The 21,265-nt window shown below is 58.8% G+C and carries 25 protein-coding genes and 2 pseudogenes; 13 read left to right on the top strand and 14 right to left on the bottom strand.

What is annotated here, in order from left to right:
* Positions 1-172 precede the first annotated feature (172 nt).
* Both rssB and rssC read left to right on the top strand, forming a co-directional pair.
* Positions 173-1,354 (top strand): two-component system response regulator RssB, encoded by a 1,182-nt coding sequence (gene rssB / locus KI237_RS20340; RefSeq protein WP_053120765.1) that lies wholly within the window; start codon positions 173-175, stop codon positions 1,352-1,354.
* Positions 1,354-1,836 (top strand): anti-sigma factor antagonist RssC, encoded by a 483-nt coding sequence (gene rssC / locus KI237_RS20335; protein ID WP_028237685.1) that lies wholly within the window; start codon positions 1,354-1,356, stop codon positions 1,834-1,836. The genes rssB and rssC overlap by 1 nt, the downstream gene beginning before the upstream one ends.
* A 198-nt stretch (positions 1,837-2,034) precedes the next feature.
* On the opposite strand, the gene tal is transcribed toward rssC, so the two are convergent.
* The 5 genes and pseudogenes from tal to KI237_RS20310 form a co-directional block, all read right to left on the bottom strand.
* Positions 2,035-2,961, bottom strand: coding sequence for a transaldolase (tal, locus tag KI237_RS20330; protein ID WP_212796784.1), 927 nt, complete (start codon positions 2,959-2,961; stop codon positions 2,035-2,037).
* 178 nt (positions 2,962-3,139) lie between these two features.
* Positions 3,140-4,126 (bottom strand): tRNA dihydrouridine(20/20a) synthase DusA, encoded by a 987-nt coding sequence (dusA, locus tag KI237_RS20325; protein ID WP_212796783.1) that lies wholly within the window; start codon positions 4,124-4,126, stop codon positions 3,140-3,142.
* Positions 4,127-4,208: 82 nt separating this feature from the next.
* A pseudogene (locus tag KI237_RS20320) lies at positions 4,209-4,493 on the bottom strand (type II toxin-antitoxin system RelE/ParE family toxin).
* Entirely contained in the window at positions 4,483-4,725 is a 243-nt protein-coding gene (locus KI237_RS20315; protein ID WP_212796782.1) for a CopG family ribbon-helix-helix protein, read from the bottom strand. Before KI237_RS20315 ends, KI237_RS20320 begins: the two are co-directional and overlap by 11 nt.
* A 72-nt stretch (positions 4,726-4,797) precedes the next feature.
* Complete coding sequence (locus KI237_RS20310; protein ID WP_212796781.1) at positions 4,798-5,277, bottom strand: SMI1/KNR4 family protein; 480 nt, start codon at positions 5,275-5,277, stop codon at positions 4,798-4,800.
* A gap of 111 nt (positions 5,278-5,388) precedes the next feature.
* On the opposite strand from KI237_RS20310, the gene KI237_RS20305 reads away from it, so the two are divergent.
* Positions 5,389-5,760, top strand: a complete 372-nt coding sequence (locus KI237_RS20305; protein ID WP_212796780.1) for a c-type cytochrome — start codon at positions 5,389-5,391, stop codon at positions 5,758-5,760.
* A gap of 41 nt (positions 5,761-5,801) precedes the next feature.
* On the opposite strand, the gene KI237_RS20300 is transcribed toward KI237_RS20305, so the two are convergent.
* From KI237_RS20300 to KI237_RS20290, 3 genes are all read right to left on the bottom strand, one after another.
* Positions 5,802-6,524 (bottom strand): metallophosphoesterase, encoded by a 723-nt coding sequence (locus tag KI237_RS20300; protein WP_212796779.1) that lies wholly within the window; start codon positions 6,522-6,524, stop codon positions 5,802-5,804.
* A gap of 62 nt (positions 6,525-6,586) precedes the next feature.
* Entirely contained in the window at positions 6,587-7,186 is a 600-nt protein-coding gene (locus KI237_RS20295) for a putative adenosine monophosphate-protein transferase Fic (protein WP_212796778.1), read from the bottom strand.
* Positions 7,186-7,356 carry a YhfG family protein gene (locus tag KI237_RS20290; RefSeq protein WP_212796777.1) on the bottom strand — a complete coding sequence of 57 codons (171 nt, stop codon included), beginning with the start codon at positions 7,354-7,356 and terminating at the stop codon, positions 7,186-7,188. The genes KI237_RS20295 and KI237_RS20290 overlap by 1 nt, the downstream gene beginning before the upstream one ends.
* A 169-nt stretch (positions 7,357-7,525) precedes the next feature.
* On the opposite strand from KI237_RS20290, the gene KI237_RS20285 reads away from it, so the two are divergent.
* Together KI237_RS20285 and KI237_RS20280 are read left to right on the top strand one after the other, a co-directional pair.
* A complete protein-coding gene (locus KI237_RS20285; protein WP_212796776.1) occupies positions 7,526-8,743 on the top strand; it encodes a putative DNA modification/repair radical SAM protein in 1,218 nt (405 codons plus the stop codon).
* Complete coding sequence (locus tag KI237_RS20280; protein ID WP_212796775.1) at positions 8,743-9,588, top strand: TIGR03915 family putative DNA repair protein; 846 nt, start codon at positions 8,743-8,745, stop codon at positions 9,586-9,588. The genes KI237_RS20285 and KI237_RS20280 overlap by 1 nt, the downstream gene beginning before the upstream one ends.
* Before the next feature lie 93 nt (positions 9,589-9,681).
* On the opposite strand, the pseudogene KI237_RS20275 reads toward KI237_RS20280, so the two are convergent.
* Positions 9,682-9,876 (bottom strand): annotated as a pseudogene (locus KI237_RS20275) (BrnA antitoxin family protein); the annotation flags it as partial.
* Between the two features lie 524 nt (positions 9,877-10,400).
* Between KI237_RS20275 and KI237_RS20270 the strand changes: the two are divergent.
* The 3 genes from KI237_RS20270 to KI237_RS20260 all read left to right on the top strand — a co-directional run bounded on the left by KI237_RS20270 (position 10,401) and on the right by KI237_RS20260 (position 12,200).
* Complete coding sequence (locus tag KI237_RS20270; protein WP_025212783.1) at positions 10,401-10,676, top strand: hypothetical protein; 276 nt, start codon at positions 10,401-10,403, stop codon at positions 10,674-10,676.
* Between the two features lie 380 nt (positions 10,677-11,056).
* The gene (locus tag KI237_RS20265; protein ID WP_212796773.1) at positions 11,057-11,344 is read left to right on the top strand and encodes a metal-sensing transcriptional repressor; all 288 of its coding nucleotides are present in this window, start codon (positions 11,057-11,059) and stop codon (positions 11,342-11,344) included.
* A gap of 7 nt (positions 11,345-11,351) precedes the next feature.
* Positions 11,352-12,200, top strand: coding sequence for a nickel/cobalt efflux protein RcnA (locus KI237_RS20260; RefSeq protein WP_212796772.1), 849 nt, complete (start codon positions 11,352-11,354; stop codon positions 12,198-12,200).
* A 271-nt stretch (positions 12,201-12,471) separates the two neighbouring features.
* Here KI237_RS20260 and KI237_RS20255 read toward each other — a convergent pair whose 3' ends face one another.
* Positions 12,472-13,380, bottom strand: a complete 909-nt coding sequence (locus KI237_RS20255; RefSeq protein ID WP_212796771.1) for an AraC family transcriptional regulator — start codon at positions 13,378-13,380, stop codon at positions 12,472-12,474.
* Between the two features lie 332 nt (positions 13,381-13,712).
* On the opposite strand from KI237_RS20255, the gene KI237_RS20250 reads away from it, so the two are divergent.
* Together KI237_RS20250 and KI237_RS20245 are read left to right on the top strand one after the other, a co-directional pair.
* On the top strand, positions 13,713-14,930 hold the full coding sequence (locus tag KI237_RS20250; RefSeq protein WP_212796770.1) for an MFS transporter: 1,218 nt from the start codon (positions 13,713-13,715) through the stop codon (positions 14,928-14,930).
* A 144-nt stretch (positions 14,931-15,074) separates the two neighbouring features.
* Positions 15,075-15,311, top strand: coding sequence for a hypothetical protein (locus KI237_RS20245; protein WP_212796769.1), 237 nt, complete (start codon positions 15,075-15,077; stop codon positions 15,309-15,311).
* 45 nt (positions 15,312-15,356) lie between these two features.
* Here KI237_RS20245 and KI237_RS20240 read toward each other — a convergent pair whose 3' ends face one another.
* The 3 genes from KI237_RS20240 to KI237_RS20230 all read right to left on the bottom strand — a co-directional run bounded on the left by KI237_RS20240 (position 15,357) and on the right by KI237_RS20230 (position 16,594).
* Positions 15,357-15,845: a hypothetical protein gene (locus KI237_RS20240; RefSeq protein ID WP_212796768.1), complete on the bottom strand. Its 489-nt coding sequence runs from the start codon at positions 15,843-15,845 to the stop codon at positions 15,357-15,359.
* Between the two features lie 144 nt (positions 15,846-15,989).
* Positions 15,990-16,277, bottom strand: coding sequence for a helix-turn-helix domain-containing protein (locus KI237_RS20235; RefSeq protein WP_212796767.1), 288 nt, complete (start codon positions 16,275-16,277; stop codon positions 15,990-15,992).
* A 2-nt stretch (positions 16,278-16,279) separates the two neighbouring features.
* The gene (locus KI237_RS20230; protein ID WP_212796766.1) at positions 16,280-16,594 is read right to left on the bottom strand and encodes a type II toxin-antitoxin system RelE/ParE family toxin; all 315 of its coding nucleotides are present in this window, start codon (positions 16,592-16,594) and stop codon (positions 16,280-16,282) included.
* 130 nt (positions 16,595-16,724) lie between these two features.
* Between KI237_RS20230 and arsN2 the strand changes: the two genes are divergently transcribed.
* Positions 16,725-17,156, top strand: a complete 432-nt coding sequence (gene arsN2, locus KI237_RS20225; RefSeq protein WP_212796765.1) for an arsenic resistance N-acetyltransferase ArsN2 — start codon at positions 16,725-16,727, stop codon at positions 17,154-17,156.
* Here arsN2 and chrA read toward each other — a convergent pair.
* Positions 17,153-18,511, bottom strand: coding sequence for a chromate efflux transporter (gene chrA / locus KI237_RS20220; protein ID WP_212796764.1), 1,359 nt, complete (start codon positions 18,509-18,511; stop codon positions 17,153-17,155). The genes arsN2 and chrA overlap by 4 nt on opposite strands.
* A gap of 177 nt (positions 18,512-18,688) precedes the next feature.
* Here chrA and KI237_RS20215 point away from each other — a divergent pair, with 177 nt between their 5' ends.
* Complete coding sequence (locus tag KI237_RS20215) at positions 18,689-19,348, top strand: ribonuclease T2 family protein (protein WP_212796763.1); 660 nt, start codon at positions 18,689-18,691, stop codon at positions 19,346-19,348.
* Between the two features lie 210 nt (positions 19,349-19,558).
* Positions 19,559-21,130: a sensor domain-containing diguanylate cyclase gene (locus KI237_RS20210; RefSeq protein WP_212796762.1), complete on the top strand. Its 1,572-nt coding sequence runs from the start codon at positions 19,559-19,561 to the stop codon at positions 21,128-21,130.
* Positions 21,131-21,265 lie beyond the last annotated feature (135 nt).

The following is a 21,265-nucleotide window of genomic DNA, read 5'->3' as shown; positions in this document are numbered from 1 at the left end:
CGCGGATGGGAGTACCGTCTGCGCCTTAGAAGGGCACCTCTGATGTAACGGCGTGTAGGGCAAAGGCCTGAAACCGGTGCGACAGAGAGGCTAGAAAGCGAATCCAGTAGTGCGTGCAAGGCCAGACGGCCCAGCCCGCTACGCCAACCTAATTCTGGCGCCGTTTGCCCACATGCCAAAAACCAGTGCCACGCTGCTGATAATCGATGATGACGAAGTGGTGCGAGCCAGTCTCGCAGCCTACTTGGAAGACAGTGGTTTCAGCGTCCTGCAGGCCAGCAATGGCCAACAGGGTCTTCAGGTATTCGAGCAAGACAAGCCCGACCTGGTCATCTGCGACCTGCGCATGCCGCAGATGGGCGGACTCGAACTCATTCGCCAGGTCACCGAGATTTCCTCGCAGACCCCGGTGATCGTGGTTTCGGGCGCGGGCGTGATGAACGACGCGGTCGAGGCGTTGCGCCTGGGCGCGGCGGATTACCTGATCAAGCCCCTTGAAGACCTTGCGGTACTCGAGCACTCGGTGCGTCGGGCCTTGGACCGTTCGCGGCTGTTGGTGGAAAACCAGCGGTACCGCGAGAAGCTGGAAACCGCCAACCGCGAGCTGGAAGCCAGCCTGAACCTGTTGCAGGAAGACCAGAACGCCGGGCGTCAGGTGCAGATGAACATGCTGCCGGTCAGCCCCTGGACCGTCGACGATTTCCGTTTTGCCCACCAGATCATCCCGTCGTTGTACCTGTCGGGCGATTTCGTGGATTATTTCCGGGTCGACGAGCGGCGAGTGGCGTTCTACCTGGCGGACGTTTCCGGCCATGGTGCTTCTTCGGCATTCGTCACGGTGCTGTTGAAGTTCATGACCACGCGGTTGTTGTTCGAGTCCAAGCGCAATGGCACTCTGCCAGAGTTCAAGCCTTCTGAAGTCCTTGGGCATATCAACCGAGGCCTGATCAGTTGTAAGCTGGGCAAACACGTCACAATGGTCGGTGGAGTCATCGACGAGGAGACTGGTTTGTTGACCTATAGCATCGGCGGTCACCTGCCTTTGCCTGTGTTGTATACGCCAGACAGTGTGCGTTACCTGGAAGGGCGTGGTTTGCCGGTGGGCTTGTTCAACGAGGCCACCTACGAAGACCACGTACTGGAATTGCCGCCGACATTCAGTCTGACGCTGATGTCTGATGGCATTTTGGACCTTTTGACAGAACCTACACTCAAAGAGAAAGAAGCGGCCTTGCCTGAACGGGTGAGTGCAGCGGGCGGCAGCCTGGAAGGCTTGCGTCAAGTGTTTGGATTAGCCACGCTCGGGGAGATGCCGGATGATATCGCCCTGTTAGTGTTGAGCAGGAACCTTTGATGAGTACCGGTAGAATCCAGTTCGCCGAGCAGGACGGCACCTTTGTCCTGAAGTTTGTCGGTGAAGTGCGCCTGACCCTGTGTTCGGCGCTGGATGCGACTATTGAGCGGATCTTCACCTCGTTGAATTTCAACGCCATCGTGATCGACCTGACCGAAACCCGCAGCATCGACAGCACCACATTGGGCCTGCTGGCCAAACTGTCGATCTTGTCGCGGCAGAAGGTCGGCCTGCTGCCGACTGTCGTCACCACCCACAACGACATCACCCGTCTGCTGCAATCGATGGGCTTCGACCAGGTGTTCAACATCGTGGGCGACCCTGTGCCGTGTCCGGAATGCCTGGACGATCTACCTGACCAGGACCAGTCCGAGGAAGAAGTGCGGATCAAGGTGCTCGAAGCCCACAAGATCCTGATGGGCCTCAACGACTCCAATCGTGAAGCGTTCCATGACTTGGTGAATGCGCTGGAAGGGCCTTGATCCCTGGATTTTGCTTAGGCTGACCGGCCTCATCGTCGGAACGCCGGCCGGAGCAAGCTCGCCCCACATTGGAATGCATTCACCTGTGGGAGCGAGCTTGCTCGCGATAGTCTATCGATCCGCCACATCCCTCAGGCCAAGCCACATAAAAAAGGGCGAACCCACCAAGGTTCGCCCTTTTTACATCCCTGAATCAGCTCAAAGCTTGGCTTGCAGCAACGCTTCCAGCTTCTCCTGGTCCCGGGCAAACTGACGAATACCTTCCGCCAGCTTCTCGGTCGCCATGGCGTCCTCGTTGGACAACCAGCGGAACTGCGCTTCATTGAGGTTCAAGCGCGCTTCCCCGGCTTGCCCTGGCGCCAGCTTGCGCTCCAGCTTGCCTTCGTCGGCGGCGAGTTTCTCCAGCAGCTCCGGGCTGATGGTCAAACGGTCGCAGCCGGCCAGTTGCTCGATCTGGTTGAGGTTGCGGAAGCTCGCGCCCATGACCACGGTCTTGTAGTCATTGGCCTTGTAGTAGTTGTAGATGCGCGTCACCGACTGCACGCCCGGATCATCGGCGCCGGTGTAGTCGTTGCCGTTGGCTTTCTTGTACCAGTCGTAGATACGGCCCACGAACGGTGAAATCAGGAACACCCCGGCATCGGCGCAGGCCGCGGCCTGGGCGAAGGAGAACAGCAGGGTCAGGTTGCACTGGATGCCTTCGCGCTCCAGTTGCTCGGCGGCACGAATGCCTTCCCAGGTGGAGGCGATCTTGATCAGCACGCGATCCCGGCCAACACCGGCTTTTTCATACAGATCGATCAGGCGATGCGCACGCTTCAACATGGCCTCGGTGTCGAACGACAGGCGCGCATCCACCTCAGTGGAAATACGCCCCGGAATCACCTTCAGGATCTCTTGCCCAACCGCCACGCCAAAACGGTCGCTGGCCAGGCCTACGTCGCCCTTGCAGTCCGCGACACAGGCGTTCAGCAGCTCGGCGTAGCCCTGGATGGCCGAAGCCTTGAGCAGCAGGGAAGGGTTGGTGGTGGCATCCACGGGTTTAACGCGGGCAATGGCTTCGAAGTCGCCGGTATCGGCCACGACGGTAGTGAATTGTTTGAGTTGTTCCAGCTTGGAAGTCATGAGCGTGCTCTGTCCTATGGGTCCGTTGACATTACCCGAGGGCCGGCAGCCACTCAAGGGCGTGAAGGGGTATCGACGGGCCCCAGCGGCAACAACCTGAAAACGGCTGTTTGAAAGGCCGGGGCGGTATCGGTAGATACGATGCCAAAACAGCGCGCAGGTTCAAAGCAAGTGACGGTTAACGCCCTTCCAGCAGTTGCCCCGCCTGATCCAGCAGCGCCAACGGATCCTTGGTTTTGTGAATATCCACCGACAACAACTGCCGAAACCGCCGCGCCCCCGGGAACCCGGTGCCCAGCCCCAACACGTGACGGGTGATGTGATGCATCGCCCCGCCAGCGGCCAGGTGATCGGCGATATACGGCCGCAACTGCGCCAGCGCCTCGGCCCGGCTGATGATCGGCGCGGTGCTGCCGAACAGCTGCTGATCCACTTCGGCCAGCAGATACGGGTTGTGATAGGCCTCGCGCCCCAGCATCACGCCGTCGAAAGTCTGCAAATGCTCGTGGCACGCCTCCAGCGTCTTGATCCCGCCGTTGAGCACAATCTCCAACTCTGGAAAATCCGCCTTCAACCGCGCGGCCACGTCATAACGCAGCGGCGGGATGTCGCGATTCTCCTTGGGCGACAACCCCTCCAGAATCGCAATCCGCGCATGCACGGTAAAACTCGTACACCCAGCCTCACGCACCGTCCCGACGAACTCACACAACTGCTCGTAGCTGTCGCGCCCATTGATCCCGATGCGATGCTTGACCGTCACCGGAATCGACACCGCATCGCGCATTGCCTTCACACAATCAGCCACCAACGCCGGATGCCCCATCAGGCAGGCGCCGATCATATTGTTCTGCACCCGATCGCTGGGGCAGCCGACGTTGAGGTTGACCTCGTCGTAGCCGTGCTCCTGGGCCATACGGGCGCAGGCAGCCAGGTCGGCCGGGACGCTGCCGCCTAGTTGCAGGGCCAGGGGGTGTTCGGATGAGTGGTGGCGCAGGAAGCGTTCGTGGTCACCGTTGAGCAAGGCGCCGGTGGTGACCATTTCGGTGTAGAGCAGGGCGTGTTTGGAGAGGATGCGTAGGAAGTAGCGACAGTGGGCGTCGGTCCAATCCATCATCGGGGCCACGGAGAAGCGACGGGACAGTGGGACAGTTTGTAAGGGCATTGGGAGTCTGAATCAGCGAGGCGGATGGCACAGTTTATCAGGGAAGGGCAGGACGTGTTGGGAGAGCAATATTGCGCCGATTTCACCAGTGGGTGCGGGGACGCTGTCGAGTGTGAAATACACCGAGGATTTGAAGGCGATTACCGTGTATGCGATATGGAATCAGATAAGACCAGTTTGGGACTGCCTATTCCCGCGTCAGTTTGCCCCGTCCTTCTCGGCCCATCTCGGGAAACTGAGCCAATTTGTCTACGCTGGCGAAGATCGCTTCGCAGAAGTCGTCAGCAGCCTTGGGGTTTTCAAGTGCAATATAGTTGGCTTCGTCCTCCAGGTTTTTGAGTGCTTTTTCCAGCCACTCAACCTGCATTCTGATTCCAGCGTCGAGCACGCATGGCTGCAACTTGATCATCGGTAGCGAATTTGCCTTGATCGGCTTCCTTTACGGCAAGTTCGATTTGAGTGGTCAGAGCCTTTTCATGCTTGATGTAGTCGCGAAGAACATCCATCGCCAAGTAGCTCGCACTTTGGCCGTTATTCTTGGCCAGATCGGCGAGAGAGTTCGATAGCTCTTCGGGCAGATTCAGGGATATGCCGGACATGGCAACCTCGATGATGGACGTCTATTGGGGCATCTTACACCGCTGCCCCCTCACTTGAGTCGGCAGGTCGTTTCAACCCAACTCCTCAACAAACCCAACCATCCATTCAAGCAGCGAGTGATGCAACACATCCCGGTTTTCCCAGTCGTGCCAATACTCGATGAGTTCCCCGTTGCCTGTTGGCGAGGCATCGACGACGACATAATCGCCAGAATCATTGGTCAGGAACGGCACCCAATAACGCCCCCAGGGTTCCAGAAACTCTTCCTCTGGATCGAGAAAAAACTCAAGCACTTCAACAATTTCACTTGTAGCAAGGAGGCGGCGGTTGTCACTTTCCCGCAAGGGGGCGTTCCACGCCTGGCCGTCATGCCAAAGCAGCAGTTGGGAAAGGCTCGGCGGCAGGGGAGCACCCAGGGTCTGTTCGATCCGCGTAATATCCGCGCTGGCGGCGGGTGGTCGAAGTGTTGCGGCCACTTCCGGCGCTACACGTTGGTCGATGAGCGCCAGCAGTTCGTGAAGACGTCGTTGGGTTTCAGGTTGCTCGTGCATGGCTTTCTCCAATTCACGACGTGGAATATAGCCACATCGCAATGTTCGCGCTGCGTTCCTGGGCATTGACGCTTGATTCAGTTCTGATTGAAAAGACAAGGACAGTTGAAAATGAAAGTAGGCTTCATCGCTTCCCTGGGGATTTTATCGCTCATTCACCCATTACTTTCCTCCGCGGACACGGCCAACGGGAGGAATCTCTATTCACAACGATGTGCCATGTGCCACGGAGCGGATCTCAAGGGCACAGGTCCCTTGGCCAGGAAAAGCAATCCGCCCACGCCTGACCTGACTACGTCTTCTTTTCAGAAAAGACTGAAGGATTATCCGGGCGTTATCGTCTCGTCGATCATTCTTCGCCCCAATGGCGACTTGATTCCAAGAACGTTAAGAGAGAACGGGGTGAAGCTGCCACCGTTTGCCTGGAAGGTTCAGGATCTGCGCGATCTGAACCAATACATGGTGGGTGCGATTTCAAGGTAGGAGAGGGCGGAGTCCATCGACTTGACTGGTTGGGCCTGGTGTCATTGGCTCATGGTCATGTAGGTGACGGTTTCGCTATTGAGCTCGACCAGGCTCAAGGCGCCATCCCCAAAGGAACAGCCGGTGTCGATATAGACAACGTTACCCAGGCGCGTGACGTTCGGCACCGTCGAATGACCGACGTAGAGCCGGTGGATGCCCTTGATTGAATCGTGGTTTTGCTCCTCGATTTTTCCCCTGGCATACAGCGTCATGCTCAACGCCCGCAGGCGGCAAATTTCTCCCAGTTGCCCTGACAAGGCTTGTTTGGCTTGCTGCCAGTCGTCACCTTTTTGGGTCAGTGGGGCTTCGGCGTGCACGATGCCGATGGTTTGGCCGTCTGGTAAGTCGACTTCAATGATCCACGGCAGCGTCTGGAGGGCCTTGGCGAGTTCTTTTTGCAGTTGTGGTGCCAGTTCATAGAGCCAGGCCCCGCCGTTTCGGATGTGCCGGGGTATGTCGCCGTTCCCGGAGACGCCATCGATGAGCATCTGTTCGTGATTGCCTCGCACGGCATGAAACCAGGGTTGCGAGAGCCAATCGAGCACTTCCACGGAGTCAGGGCCGCGGTCAATCAGGTCGCCGACGGAGAAAAGGCGATCCCGTTCACCATCGAACTTCAAACGCTGTAAAAGTGCGCTTAGAAGTTTGAAATGGCCATGAATGTCACCCACGACAAAGTCGCGGCCTTCTGGGTTGGAGGGGAATGTGTTTAGCGTATTCATGCAAGTGTTCTGGGGATCGAAAGTGGTGAAGACACGGATGGCTCGTATCAGTTGCCGCTATCTTACGGACGAAGCGGGTTGCCAATACATTTTTCAAACACCTGCTGCATGGGGCCAAGGGTGCAGTGGTAGGCCGCGATGTTGGCGTCGATCCACTCTTGCTTCTCAATACCCCACCAACTGATCTCAAAACCGGCATTCATGATGAGATGCTCGAAGAGAATCCGTTGGGCCCTGCCATTTCCTTCGCGAAAGGGATGGACCACGTTGATATCTGAATAAGTTTCAGCAACGGCACTGATCAAGTCAGTGCGGCGCAGGCCCTCGAACCAGTTTTGCGCCGCCATGCCTTTGAAGATCTTCCCGGCTTGCGCTTCCATGAATTGCGGCTGGCAGAAACGCGTGTCCTGCTTGGCCATTCCAACGGTTCGCAATTGTCCGGCCCATTCATACAAGTCGCAAAAGAGCACCTGATGAATGCCTTGAAGATAGACCAGGCCGTAAGGAGGAGGGCTGAATTCGACGTTATCTGCCGCGATGGCCGAGAGTTGTTGTTCGGCTTCGCTCAAAGTGGGTTCGTCGCGGATGTCGAGTTTATTGCGCAGGACGGTGGAGCCGGGATAGCAATAGGCGTCTTCGCCGACACCATATTTGTCCGGCATCAGGTTCTGGTCTGGGTGAAGGCCTTCAAGACCTCTTCACGCGTTGGCAATTTGCGTTCGTCTTCGGAAAAGCTCACTTTGAAGCCTTCCAGGCGCAAGCTGGCTGCATAGTTGGAACGACGAGTCCTGGCCGCGTAGGCTTTTTTCGCTTCAAGGCTGACGGTGCCCATGTCGCTTGATCTCATTGGCGAAGGTGAGGCGATTATAGCCCATCTCCTGGGGCCAGGCCTATGTCGTGGTCTCTATGGGTCTTTCTGGGCGCATTGAATCGATCGATGGCCCTTGCAATGCTGCGCTTCTCCAAATACTGTATTTATATCCAGTATAAGAGAGCACTCCATGCAGCTCATCGCCAAGCTCGGCATTCTCGCCGACGCAGCCAAGTACGACGCCTCCTGCGCCAGCAGCGGTGCCCCCAAGCGTAGCTCCCGGGGCCGTGAAGGGCTGGGCGCCACCGATGGCATGGGCATTTGCCATAGCTATACGCCGGATGGGCGCTGCGTCTCGTTGCTGAAGGTGTTGCTGACCAATTTTTGCCTGTACGACTGCCAGTATTGCGTCAACCGTCGTTCCAGCAACGTGCCGAGGGCGCGCTTTACGCCGGAGGAGGTGGTGCGGCTGACCTTGGATTTTTATCGCCGCAACTGCATCAGTGGGCTGTTTTTGAGTTCCGGCATCATTCGCTCGGCCGATTACACCATGGAGCAGTTGATACGAGTGGCGCGGTTGCTGCGCGAGGAGCACCAGTTTCGTGGCTATATCCACCTCAAGACCATTCCCGATGCCGATCCGCTGTTGATCGAGGAAGCGGGGCGGTTGGCTGATCGCTTGAGCGTGAACATCGAGTTGTCCTCCGATATCAGCCTCAAGCGCCTGGCACCGGAAAAACAATTGACCACCATCCGCCAGGCCATGGGCACCATCCACCAAGGGCAACAGGCGGTGGCCGGCGAGCCGCGGGCGCCCCGTTTCGCCCCGGCCGGGCAGAGCACCCAGGTGATTGTGGGGGCTGATGCCACTGATGATCACGCCATCCTGAGCAACGCCGAGTCGCTCTACCAAGGGTACGGTTTGCGCCGGGTTTACTATTCAGCGTTCAGCCCGATTCCCGACAGCCCGGCCAGCGTGCCCTTGGCGGCACCGCCGTTGTTGCGCGAGCACCGGCTCTATCAGGCCGACTTCCTCATGCGTGGCTACGGCTACAAGGCGGGCGAGCTGTTGAGTGAAACCCACAACCTGGATTTGGACATCGACCCCAAACTGGCGTGGGCGCTGGCCAATCGAGAGGTGTTCCCGCTGGATGTCAACCGCGCCGAACCCGCATTGCTGGCGCGTATCCCGGGGATTGGCCTGCGTAGCGTGCAGCGTTTGGTTGCGCTGCGCCGGGAGCGACGGGTGCGTTATGACGACCTGGTGCAGTTGCGGTGCGTGCTGGAGAAGGCACGACCGTTCATTGTCACCAGCGATTACCGGCCTGCCGACGATCAGGTGCGCAGCGGCCTCCTGCGGGCGCGGTTGCGCGACCCCCAACGTCCGGTACAGATGGGGCTTTGGTGATGATTGCCCTGGATTGTGATGATAATTTCTCCATGTGGCGCGATCAGGCTCGAACGTTGCTCGGCCACGGTATCGACCCGAGCGATGTCACGTGGGCCCAAGGTCCGATGGCCGATCTTTTGGCCATGCCGACACCGTTGCCTCAAGGGCCGGGCCCGTTCCGTACGCGGGTCCCCGCGGACTTGCTAACTCAGCTTGAACAGGCTGGCCGCTACCAGGGCGAACAACGCTGGAACCTGCTGTACGAAGTGCTTTGGCGCGTAGCCCACGGTGACCGCACGGCCATGCTCGCCGGTGATCGCCTGGGCAGTGAACTGCAGCGGCGGATCAAGCAGGTCCAGCGCGAGGCTCATCACCTGCATGCCTTCGTGCGCTTTATCCCCCTGCCGCAGCCATTGGCCGAGCAACTGCAATTGGACCTGGTCGCCTTTCACCAGCCGGCCCATGACATCCTCGAAAGTGCCAGCGGCCATTTTGCCGAGCGGCTGGGACAACAACGCTGGCTGATCGCAACGCCGCACGACGGCATACGTTTCGATGGACGGTCATTGGATTACCAGCGACGTTGTCCTGAGCAATGGCAGCATTGGGCGCGTCACGCCGACGATCCCGGCGCTGAGCTTTGGCGGACCTATTACAGGCACATCTTCAACCCGGCGCGGCTCAATCCCCAGGCGTTGCGTCAGCACATGCCGGGACGATTCTGGCAGCACTTGCCGGAGGGAGAGTTGATTCCTCGACTGGTGGGGTTGGCGCGGCGGGGGAAGCAGCGGGATGGACAGGCGTTGGAGGTGGGAACGCAAATGGGTAAGCGGATCGTTGTTGGTGCTGTTGTTGAGGATTAGTTAAACGCGTTTCGGTTGTCAGCGTGAGGCGTTCGCCTACTAGGCAGTGCCTTACCCCTAGGCAAGCTGAGCTTCTCAGTTTATTCAGAAGCCTTGGCCGTCTGAGGAGATCAAAGCTTGGTGCAATAGCTGATTGATGACGGTTTGATACCCAGTGCCGACATTTTCGGCGCGCTCGCGAGCGGCTTTGATTACTTCATCATCAAGCATGATGGTGATGCGCGTTTTTCCTTTACTGCTAGTAGTGGGGCCGCGCTTGGCCTTGCTGAAATCGTACTCTTCTTTCATCGGTCAATTCCCAGATGCTGCGCAGTTCATTTTCGACGCTATTGGTACACTGATGGCTGCGCCTCACCATACGATGGAATCTTCGACCATGCCAAAGCGTTGAGCGCTCATTCGTTTCGAGATTTGTCCTTGTGCTTATAGCTGCGCTGCCCAATCCGTCGCCGGACACCCCTATCGGAAATTTCCCTCAAGCTGTGTCGCTCACCGCTGACTATCCACCCAATCACCTCGTGCGCTAAGTTTTCTCCGTCGCTGCAAATTCAGCGGCAGGGTGTGGAAGCCCTAATGCCTGGGATTTTTTCAATTAATCCTGAGATCGCCCAATGAAAAAAGGTACAGCTATTGCTTTAAAACTGTGTCCGCAAGGCACGCATCATTTCAACCTCATCCAATCTGTCCACCATTACATCAATTACCACCTCCTGCTCAACGTACGAATTCCGACCCCGGATTCGGTCCTTCATCAGTGGCATCCCTATCTTCAACCCGGCACTGACCTCCCATCCCCGCAGGAGTAACCCCTCATGTCCCGCTACATGCCCATCACCGGTATCGAAAACAATTTCCACGCGCTCCTGATCGACACAGAAGCGCCGCTGGACGTGCTGCACGACACCGCCGCTTACCGCATCGCCGCTGTTACCCAGTTGCTGGAGAACCTCGCCATGCGTTCTGACATCAGTACGGACGCCGTGGTACTCCATGATTTCGCCCAAGTGCTAGCGATCCCCCTGCGCGATGGGTGTGATTTGCTGGATGTGATTGGGCGGCGATTGCAGGCGCAGGTCTTGGCCTCGTAAGGAACGTGGCGACCTCACGGGGTCGCCTGCACTGTCTGCTCATCACCCGGTGCAGTCTGCAATCTTGTGGGAGCGAGCTTGCTCGCGATAGCGGTGGGGCAGTTGATGGAGATGTTGGATGTAATGCCGCCATCGCGAGCAAGCTCGCTCCCACAATGGGATCTGCGGTGGTGGCCGCGGAATTGCGGGCCACAAAAAAACCTGTGGGAGCAAGCTTGCTCGCGATAGTGGTGAATCAGTTGATGGAGATGTTGGATGTAATGCCGTCATCGCGAGCAGGCTCGCTCCCACAGGTTAGTCGGCGTTTTGATGGGTTTGCTTATATCCCCCCTGGGGGGATAGCATGGCGGCGCAGATTCATTGAACCCAAGGCTCAAACCATGACTGAGCACGACCATGAACATCCTCACCAAAGCCATGGGGCGATCATCAAGCGCCTCAAGCGCGCGGACGGTCATTTGCGCAGCATTATCACGATGATCGAAGAGGGGCGTGAGTGCGTGGATATCGCCCAGCAGTTGCATGCGGTCGAGAAAGCGGTGTGCCAGGCCAAGCGGACGTTGATCCAGGATCACATCGATCACTGCCTGGAGGACACCGTTTCGTCGTTGAATAAAGGCGAGCGCGCTCCGCTGGAAGCCTTCAAACAAATCACCAAGTACCTCTAGGTCCGACATGCCCAATTTTGCTGAACTGCTGCAACAGGGTGGTGCTCACGCCTGGCTGTATTTCCCCAGCGCTATCTTGCTGGGCGCCTTGCATGGCCTGGAGCCTGGTCATTCCAAAACCATGATGGCCGCGTTTATCGTGGCGATTCGGGGGTCGGTCAAGCAGGCGGTGTTGCTGGGGTTGGCGGCGACGCTGTCCCACACTGCCGTGGTGTGGTTGGTCGCCATCGGCGGCATGTATTTGGGCCAGGGGCTGGACGCCGAAACCACCGAGCCTTATTTCCAGTTGGCGTCTGCTGCGCTGATCATTGTCATCGCGCTGTGGATGCTGTGGCGTACCTGGCGTGGTGAGCGGATGTTCAAGCTCGAACAGGGACATGAGCACCACCACCATGATCATGATCATGATCACCATCATCACGAACATGACCACGGGCACCCCGAACCCAAAGGCCTGGCGCTGTCGCTGGAGGGTTATCAGGACGCCCACGAGCAGGCACATGCCGACGACATCCGTAAGCGCTTCACCAATCGGGAGGTCTCCACTGGCCAGATCATCCTGTTTGGCCTGACGGGCGGGCTGATTCCTTGTCCCGCGGCCATTACCGTCCTGCTGTTGTGCCTGCAGGTCAAAGAGGTCGCGCTGGGCGGCCTGCTTGTCCTGTGTTTCAGCATCGGCCTGGCGATTACCCTGGTGACTGTGGGGGCTGCGGCGGCCATTGGTGCGAGGCAGGCTTCCAATCGCTGGCCTTGGTTGGGCACTGTTGCGCGCCGGGCACCTTACTTTTCCAGCGTATTGATCATCGGTGTCGGCCTCTATGTGGGTATCCATGGCTGGGTCGGTTTGTACGCATAGCCTTCCAGGATCAGTTCGCACCTTCTGGCCCCGGCCGATGCAAGGAAGCACCCTCCAAGGGACTGTTGCTGGCGGCCGAGCATTTGTGCGAGCTGGGGCGGGGGTGTTGATCCTGGGGGCACGGAGTTGCCGCTGGTGCTGGCGCTTGCGAGGCGTTCGATATCCATCGCTTGTTGACCCGGCGATGATCCTGGCGCGGTCTCCCGAAGGCCAAGGTGCCTGCGTCGCGAGCAAGCTGTGCTCCCACAATTAATCCATGCGTGACGATGAATCAAACAGCCTTGGCTGGCCCGCGCAACGCCGCGATGTCCCGCTTGGGTGGCACGCCAAACAAACGGGCGTATTCGCGGCTGAACTGGGAAGGGCTTTCATAACCCACCTTGAAAGCCGCGCTCGCCACGTCCACATGCTCGTTGAGCATCAAGCGTTTTGCTTCGTTCAACCGCAGCCACTTCTGGTATTGCAGCGGGCTCATCGCCGTGAGCTGACGGAAGTGGTGGTGAAACGTCGGCGCACTCATTTGCACCCGCGCCGCGAGGTCGTCTACGCGCACGGGTTCGGTGTAGTTCAATTTCAACCAGTCGATGGCCTTGGCGATCCGGTAGCCCTGGCTATCGACCGAAACGATCTGCCGCAGTCGGACGGCCTGGTCGCTGAGCAGCAGCCGGTAGTGAATCTCGCGCTGGATCAACGGCGCCAGTATGGGGATGGCTTCGGGTTCATCCAGCAACCCCAGCAGGCGTGCGAACGGCGCCAGCAGGTCGGGTGTCGCGGTGCCGACTCCCGCGCCGATCCCGACGGCTCGATCACGCGGCGGCGACTGGCTGCCTTGGGCGATCAGATCGGCCACCATGCGCAAGTCGAGCCGCAGGACCAGGCCCAGGCATGGCTGTTCCGGGCTGGCCTGCATCACCTCGGAATTGGCCGGAATGTCCAGGGAGGTCATGAGGAACCGCCCGCTGTCGTAGCCATAGGCCTCGCCACCGATCCAGACCTGCTTCTCGCCTTGAGCCACCAGCACGATGCTCGGTTCGATCATGCAAATCACCGGCGGCGCCGGGGCGTCACGCCGAAAAAACACGAGGCCGGCGATGGGCGTTTCAAAGTCGCCAGGGTGTGAGGTCCGGGCACCGATGATGGCGGCCAGAGTCTCTTGTACGGATCTGTGTTGGATGGCCATGTCGGCTCCGGGTGTCATCTGGGCTCAAGCGCTATAGGCAGAACATTAACTCGCCAAGCGAAGCGCTGCCTATACGCGATAGAAACACTCATAGGATCAGGCAAGCATCTCAGTGTAATGCACTACCTGCCGGGCCGACTGAGCCCTGAAGATACAACCTCATTTAATCGAACTGTGCGCGCACAAGATGCGTGAGCGCCCTCTATTCAAATCGTGGGAGCGAACGTGCTCGCGATAGCGGTCTGCCTGACGCGGTGATGTTGGATACGCCACCTCAATCGCGAGCAAGCTCGCTCCCACAGCTCCATCAAGCAATACAGGATAGTCATTCAATGACCGATAAATCATTGCCACAAGACCCGCCCGCCTGGGGCGCGGTACTTGCCATGGCCCTTGCCGCGTTCGTGCTCGTTGCCTCGGAGTTCATGCCCGTCAGCCTGCTGACGCCGGTAGCGGCCGATCTTCACGTCAGCGAAGGGCAGGCCGGCCAAGGCATTGCCGTCTCTGGCGCCTTTGCCCTGGTCACCAGCCTGTTCATCGCATCGATCGCCGCCCGGGTCGACCGCAAATGGCTCCTGCTGGGGCTGACATTGTTGATGATCGTGTCAGGCACTGTGGTGGCGTTCGCGCCGAATTACCTGGTATTCATGCTCGGTCGCGCGTTGATCGGCGTGGCGATTGGCGGCTTCTGGTCGTTGTCGGCGGCCACCGCCATGCGGCTTGTGCCAGACGATCAGGTTCCGCAGGCACTGGCTATCGTCAATGGCGGCAATGCCTTGGCGACGGTAGTCGCTGCGCCGCTGGGCAGTTTCCTGGGGGCAATCATCGGTTGGCGTGGCGCGTTTTTCTGCATCGTGCCCGTCGCCGCCATCGCCCTGGTCTGGCTGCTGTTACGCCTGCCCTCCATGCCTTCGCAGGCGAAGCAGGGCAGCACCAATGTCTTCAAGTTGATGACCCGGGCGCCGGTCGCGCTGGGCATGCTGGCGGTCAGCACATTTTTCATGGGCCAGTTCATGTTGTTCACCTACCTGCGACCGTTCCTTGAAGCGGTGACGCAGGTGAGCGTTTCCATGCTGTCCTTCATGTTGCTGGTGATCGGCGTGGCGGGGCTTTTGGGCACCTTCCTGATTGGGGCCTGCTTGAAAAACAACCTCTATCGGACGCTCATTGTCATCCCTCTGTTGATGGCTGCAATGGCTATTGCCCTGGTGGGGTTCGGCGGGTCGGTCACGATCACGACCTTTCTGCTCGGTCTTTGGGGCTTGGTGGCCACGGCGGCGCCCGTAGGTTGGTGGACCTGGCTTTCGCGAACGCTGCCTGAAGATGCCGAAGCCGGCGGCGGTCTGATGGTGGCGATCGTCCAGCTCGCCATCGCCGCGGGCGCGACAGTGGGCGGCCTCCTGTTTGACCTGAGTGGCTATCGCGCGACCTTTGAAACCAGTGCGGCGGTGTTGGGCGTTGCCGCTGTTCTTGCGGTGTTGGCTGCTCGGTCAGCGGTTCGGGAGTCTTCATCGACTTCAGATACGGCGTCCTATGGCACGGCAGGTTGAGACGCGTCATTTAAGCAGGAGCGGGCGACCGTTGAGCGCTTTGGGTTGGTGGCACATTGATGGCTTGTTATGCTCTGGGTTTGTTATCCATCATGTTGGTTGATTGTGACTACCGAGCGAATTTCCCAGTTAGAGCAAGCCCTCATGGCCGTGATCGCCGCGACCGGAAAGATGGGCATCAGCAGCGATGAGTTGTGTGCTCACGCCGTTGGCGGTCTGATGTCCAATCCATACTGGAGCTGGGCGGATGCCCGATACGCGCAAGGCGCGGCCGACGAAATCGACAATGCCTTGAACAAACTGTTGGGACGATCAGCGCAAGCACTGACGCTACCGGTGCCCGGAACCGATCCAACACTGGAATCGGCGCCGCAGATCTAGCGTGTTTTCCAATGAAAATGGGCGACCTCGGGTCGCCCATTTGCGTTAAAGGCCAAGGCCTTCTTCTACTAGCGTGAGCAAGATGTCCTCGTCCAGCAGGGTGGGTTCAGGACGCGGTTGCCCGGTCGGTTTCAGGGCCTGGATGTGCCAAAGCGATTCACCATGCCCGCCGAGGGTGCGCACGATGCAGTGTTCCTGCCCCTTCATATGGACTTCAATGCATCCCTCTCCCTTGGACGAGAAACGCGCAATCGGGTCGAATGAAATGCGGTGATGATTGCCTTCGATCACCAGTTGATCGATGGCGTAGCTGTATGTCGAACCGCTGGAATGACTTTCAAATACATGGGTAGGGTTACGCCGAATGTCCAGGCCTGCCTCGCACACGGGCGCCAGCCAGATTTCGATCTGGCGATACAGTTCGTAGACCTGGGCGGGCCAGTGCTCGATTGCCAGGTCGGCGCAGTTATCGGTATCCGCGCGGGTTTGCTGGGTTTTCCGCAGTTTGGCTGCTAGCTCGTCTGCCTTGCTCATGTCGATTCCCTGTCGTGATGATAGGTTGAGCTTAGCGGATGGATTGGGGTGTTCATTTGCGCTGGGTCATGGCTTGGTGTTGGGAGCAAGCGCCTTCGCCACGTGGAAGTCATGCCTGAAAGGTCCTGGTCATTTCGACAAGACTTAAACTGCCAGGGCGCTGATCACGTGTTCGGGATCATTATGAATCGCTCGCAGCAACGCTTTAGCGGGGCCGGTTGGCTCGCGTCGTCCTTGCTCCCAATTGCGAAGCGTGCCCAATTGGACGTCGATCAGTGCTGCGAATTTGGCCTGGGTCAGGCCGGTAGCCTTGCGTATTTCTTTCACTTGCAACGCATCGACGATGAACTCCCGTGAGGGCTGGCGTTTGCCTCGGACGATTTCATCCATCTGTTGTACTCTTTCCATCAGCTCATCGAAAAATTTGCTCATGGTTATCTCCATTGCTCGACAATCATTTTCAATACTTTGCGTTGATCGACAGTCAAGTCTTGCTGTTCATTTTTCGGATATATCATCAATAACGCGATCCGCGAAGCATGGACGAAGTGGTAGTAGATCACCCTGGCCCCACCCCGTTTGCCATGGCCTTTGGCTGCGACACGAATCTTTCGGATCCCCCCGGTGGCTTCCATCACATCACCAGCGCAAGGATTGCAGACCAGTATTTTCTGCAGGACAGCGAAGTCATCGTCATCCATCAGCTCTTTGACCCGACGGGTAAAAATTGGAGTTTCAATAAAACTCATCGCTAATGTACGCCAATGGCTTACTTTCTAGCAGTCCTATTGAACTTCACCTCCCGATTCATCTTATGAGTTGTAACCAAATTCGGGAGCGCCCAATGATCAGGACGGGACACTGGAGCGAGCACCAACCATGCGAATGACGGCTCTGAGCAATAGCGACCTGGGACCATTGCGCGATGCGCTCACCCTGGCCGGTCTACCCGTGGACGACCTGACGTTTCCCGGTCGACAATTTTTCAGCTTCAGCCACCAAGGCGTTGACGTGGCGTTTGGTGGCATCGAAGGGGAGGGTGGCGACCGGTTGCTGCGTTCGCTGGTTGTCCTTGAGGGGCAACGGGGGATGGGCACTGGCGCGGCGGCGCTGGCCGCTATTGAAGCGTTTGCGAAACGTGAGGGGGCAGAGCGGCTGCACCTGTTGACCGACAGCGCCGCCGCGTTTTTTACCGGCCAGGGCTATCAGGTGCAGGGTCGCTCGCAAGCGCCCGCTCCGATCAGCGCGACGGCTCAATTCAAGACCTTATGCCCGGCTTCGGCCACGTACCTGAGCAAACGCCTGGTCTAGCGCAGCAAATGCACCGTCAGCCCAGCCAGCCCACATGCCAGCAACACCTGGATCACCCCGCGCTTGTAGCGAAACAGCGCAACGGCCGCCAGGAGGGCAATGATTGCCGACGGCCAGTCCAGGGCACCTGCAAAACCGTTGGGCCAGAGCACGTGGTAACCGAAGAAGCACGCCAGGTTGAGGATCACCCCGACCACCGCTGCGGTAATCGCGGTCAGCGGCGCGGTAAATTTCAGCGCGTTGTGCGTCGATTCCACCAGCGGGCCGCCGGCCAGGATAAACAGGAACGAAGGCAGGAACGTGAACCAGGTCACCAGCGTGGCCGCGACGGCCCCGGCGAGAAACGCCTGTTCGGGACCGAATACCTGCATCACATAGCCTCCGACGAAACCGACGAAGGCCACGACCATGATCAACGGCCCGGGCGTGGTTTCGCCCAGGGCCAGGCCATCGATCATTTGTGTCGGCGTCAGCCAGCCGAAGTGTCCGACGGCCCCCTGGTACACGTAGGGCAAAACCGCATAGGCGCCGCCGAACGTCAGCAATGCAGCCTTGGTGAAGAACCAGGCCATTTGCGTCAGCGTGCCTTCCCAGCCGAACACAGCGGTGAGCAGGCCCATCGGCAAGGTCCAGAGCAACGCGCCGATGACCGCCAGCCGAGCGAGCCTGAAAACGCTGAAGCGGGCGTGTTCCGGGGTTGGGGTGTCGTCGTCGATCAGGGCCGGGCCAAAGGATTTGTGCCGGGTATCGTGACCGCCCAGGCTGAACTTTCCCGGTGCCCAGCGGCCACCGAAATAACCGATGACAGCCGCACCCAGCACGATCAGAGGGAAGGGGAGATCAAAAGCAAATATCGCGGTGAACGACGCTGCGGCGATTGCCCACAGCCAACCGTTCTTCAGCGCGCGGGAGCCAATCCGGTGGGCGGCATGCACCACGATGGCTGTCACGGCCGGCTTGATGCCATAGAAAATGCCCGCCACTATCGGCACTTCGCCAAAGGCGACGTACAGCCAGGACAACGCGATAAGGATGAACAGCGAGGGCAGCACGAACAGCGCCCCGGCGATTACCCCGCCCCAGCTTCGGTGCATCAGCCAGCCCAGGTACGTGGCCAGTTGCTGGGCCTCTGGCCCCGGCAGCAACATGCAGTAATTAAGGGCATGCAGGAATCGTCGTTCGCAAATCCAGCGTCGGCGCTCCACCAACTCCTGGTGCATGATCGAGATCTGCCCCGCGGGGCCGCCGAAGCTGATGAAGCCCAGTTTGAGCCAGAACCAGAAGGCCACGCGCAGGCTGACGGCGTCGGGTCTGCTCAGGGGCTGTTCGTCATCGGTTCGAGTTGGTTTGTTCATGGGCGATGGAGCACGTAAAAGTCAAAGGCGCTCTACGTTATGGGGCGTTACGCAATTTAGATAGCCTTGCGGCAAGGTTTGCTTGTAAAAAAAAACTTCGGTGATTTGACACACAAGGTTGAAACAATCATTGCCCGATCATCCCGCTTTCGCACAATCACCCCAAGGAGTGGGTCTATGAAACAACGTCTTGCCATTGTCCTTCTGATCGTAGTGACACTGGGCTGCATGGGGGTGGCCAATGCCCGCGAATCCGGCAATGCCCGGCCTCAATCTGTGGCCGGGGTATTCGATTACTACTTGCTGGCGCTGTCCTGGTCACCGACGTTCTGCCTGACTCACCAGAATGACGCGCAGTGTTCCGGTAAAGGCTACGGCTTTGTGTTCCATGGCCTCTGGCCGCAATACTCCCGGGGCGGTTGGCCGCAATCCTGTGCGCCCCAGGTGCCGTTGACGGCGGCGGAGCAGAAGAAGGGCCTGAGCTTGTTTCCCTCCCGCAAGTTGATGGCGCATGAGTGGTCCAAGCACGGCACTTGCAGTGGCCTGGGTGCCATGGGCTACCTGGAGGTTGCCGACAAAGCCTTGGGCGCGGTGAAAATCCCACCGCAACTGCAACCGTTCAATTCCTCGTATTATTTCGAGGCTGATGAAATCGTCCGGCTGTTCCGCCAAAGCAATCCAGGCATCGCACCTGACGGCATTGCGCTGATTTGCAGCGGGCCGCAGTTGTCAGAAGTGCGGGTGTGCATGGACAAGGACCTGGTGTTCGCCGCGTGTGGCAGGGGCGTCAGGACACAATGCCGGGCCGGGGAGATCCGGGTGCCGCCGGTACGGTGAGAGCCCGCAACCCATAACCTGTGGTGAGGGGAAATCTTCGTCCTGGTGAGGGCCTTTTTCTCGACTGACGGGCTGGTTTTTGGATCCATTAAGCCACCCATCGGCTCTGTTTCACAGGCAAATTGCCGCCTCACAAGCGGTAGGCTAAGCTCACGGATATTGGGGGCTTTGAGCGAATTCGCTCATGCTTTGCCCTCTTCAGGAATTCGCTTGCCTATCCCTATTTTCGATCCTTTCCATGCCCCTGGCGGTGCCTTGAAGCGCCTGCCGTTGCTCAAGGCAGCGGTTACGTTTATCGCGGCGGTGTGCCTGTGTCTGTGCGGTTTGCTTTACCTGCAACTGGAGCAGTCCCGCAGGCAAGACCTGGAGTCGGCCCGCATCGCCTCGGCCACCCTTACCCGGGCCATGGCCCAGCAGGCCCAGGACACCTTTCTCCAGGCTGATCTGGTGTTGGCTAGCCTGATAGATTGGATCCAGGTCGATGGTTTCGGCCCCGCGGTACAGCCACGCTTGCAGCAAACCTTTGCCCGACGCGTGCAGTCGCTTGAGCAATTGCATGGCCTGTTCCTGTTCGATAAGCACGGTCACTGGGTGGTGACCTCTTTTGACAACCTGCACAGGGGCGAAGGAGTGGCGGATCGGGAGTACTTTGTTTTCCACCAACAGAACGCCTCCCTGATCGCCCATATCGGTCCGGCAATCCGCAGTCGGCAAAACGGTGACTGGATCATTCCTGTTTCCCGGCGCTTGAATGATCAGGAGGGTAACTTCCAAGGCGTGTTGATGGCCGGCGTCAAAATGTCGTACTTCGATCGGTTCTTCAAAAGCTTCAGCCTGGATGATCAAGGCGAGATGGCCCTGGCTTTGTCCGACGGGACACTCTTGGCCCGTCGCCCCTTCGCTGAGGGTCGGATCGGTCAGCCACTGTCCGAGGAGCATATCTACAATCATTCCCTGGCCAGCGGGATGGCTGGCGATGCACTCATCCGTTCGACCGTCGATGGCGTCGTCAGGCTGTATGGGCATCAACATTTGCAGGCTTATCCGCTGGTGGTCAGTGCGGCGATGTCCGAAGAAGCGATCCTGACGGGCTGGCATGACAGGGCGTTCCAATCCAGCCTGATTGTCGGCCTGGTGGTGCTGGGCATTTGCTTGTTCGGCTGGGTATTCGTGCGCCAGGTACGTAACAGCGAACGGATCGAGGCGGACTTGCGCAAGGCCCAGGAAGCGTTGGAGCTGATTGCCACTCATGACAGCCTCACTGGGCTGGCGAACCGGCGCCTGTTCGAGCGGGCCCTGGACATCGAGTTTGGCCGGGGCGCCCGTCAGCGCAGCCCCTTGAGCCTGATCATGCTCGATATCGATTTCTTCAAGCGCTACAACGACGCCTATGGGCACGTGGCCGGGGATCATTGCCTGGCGGAAGTGGCCAAGGTGCTCAAGGGCTGTTGCCATCGCAAGGCCGATCTGGCGGTACGTTATGGTGGCGAAGAGTTTGCGGTTTTGTTGCCCGACACCAATCTTTCGGGGGCCATGGCGTTGGCCGAACAAATTCGTCGCAGCGTCATCGACAAGCACATCACCCATTCCGGCTCCCCGACCGGCTCCCTCACCGTGAGCCTGGGCTGCTATGCCTTTGTGCCAAGCAGCCTGGACAGCATCGAAGTCTTGATCCAGCGGGCCGATGCGGCGCTTTACCAGGCCAAGCACAGCGGCCGCAACCGTGTGGCGGTGTTATCGACGGAAGGTGGGCTCGATACGCTGGCGCGCTCGGATCGTTGAGATCGGTTGGAATCATCGGCAACGTGCCACGGTCCATTGTTCAGACACTGCGCGGGTGCCATAGGCGAGGTGTGTAGGTTCTTTCGCAAAAAACCGTGGGCTCGCCAAGTGATCAGGCAGCGGGTGCTAAGGTTG

Origin of the sequence: Pseudomonas sp. St316, from assembly GCF_018325905.1 — a bacterium.
Taxonomy (GTDB): Bacteria; Pseudomonadota; Gammaproteobacteria; order Pseudomonadales; family Pseudomonadaceae; genus Aquipseudomonas.
This window is presented reverse-complemented; position numbering and strand designations above follow the sequence as displayed.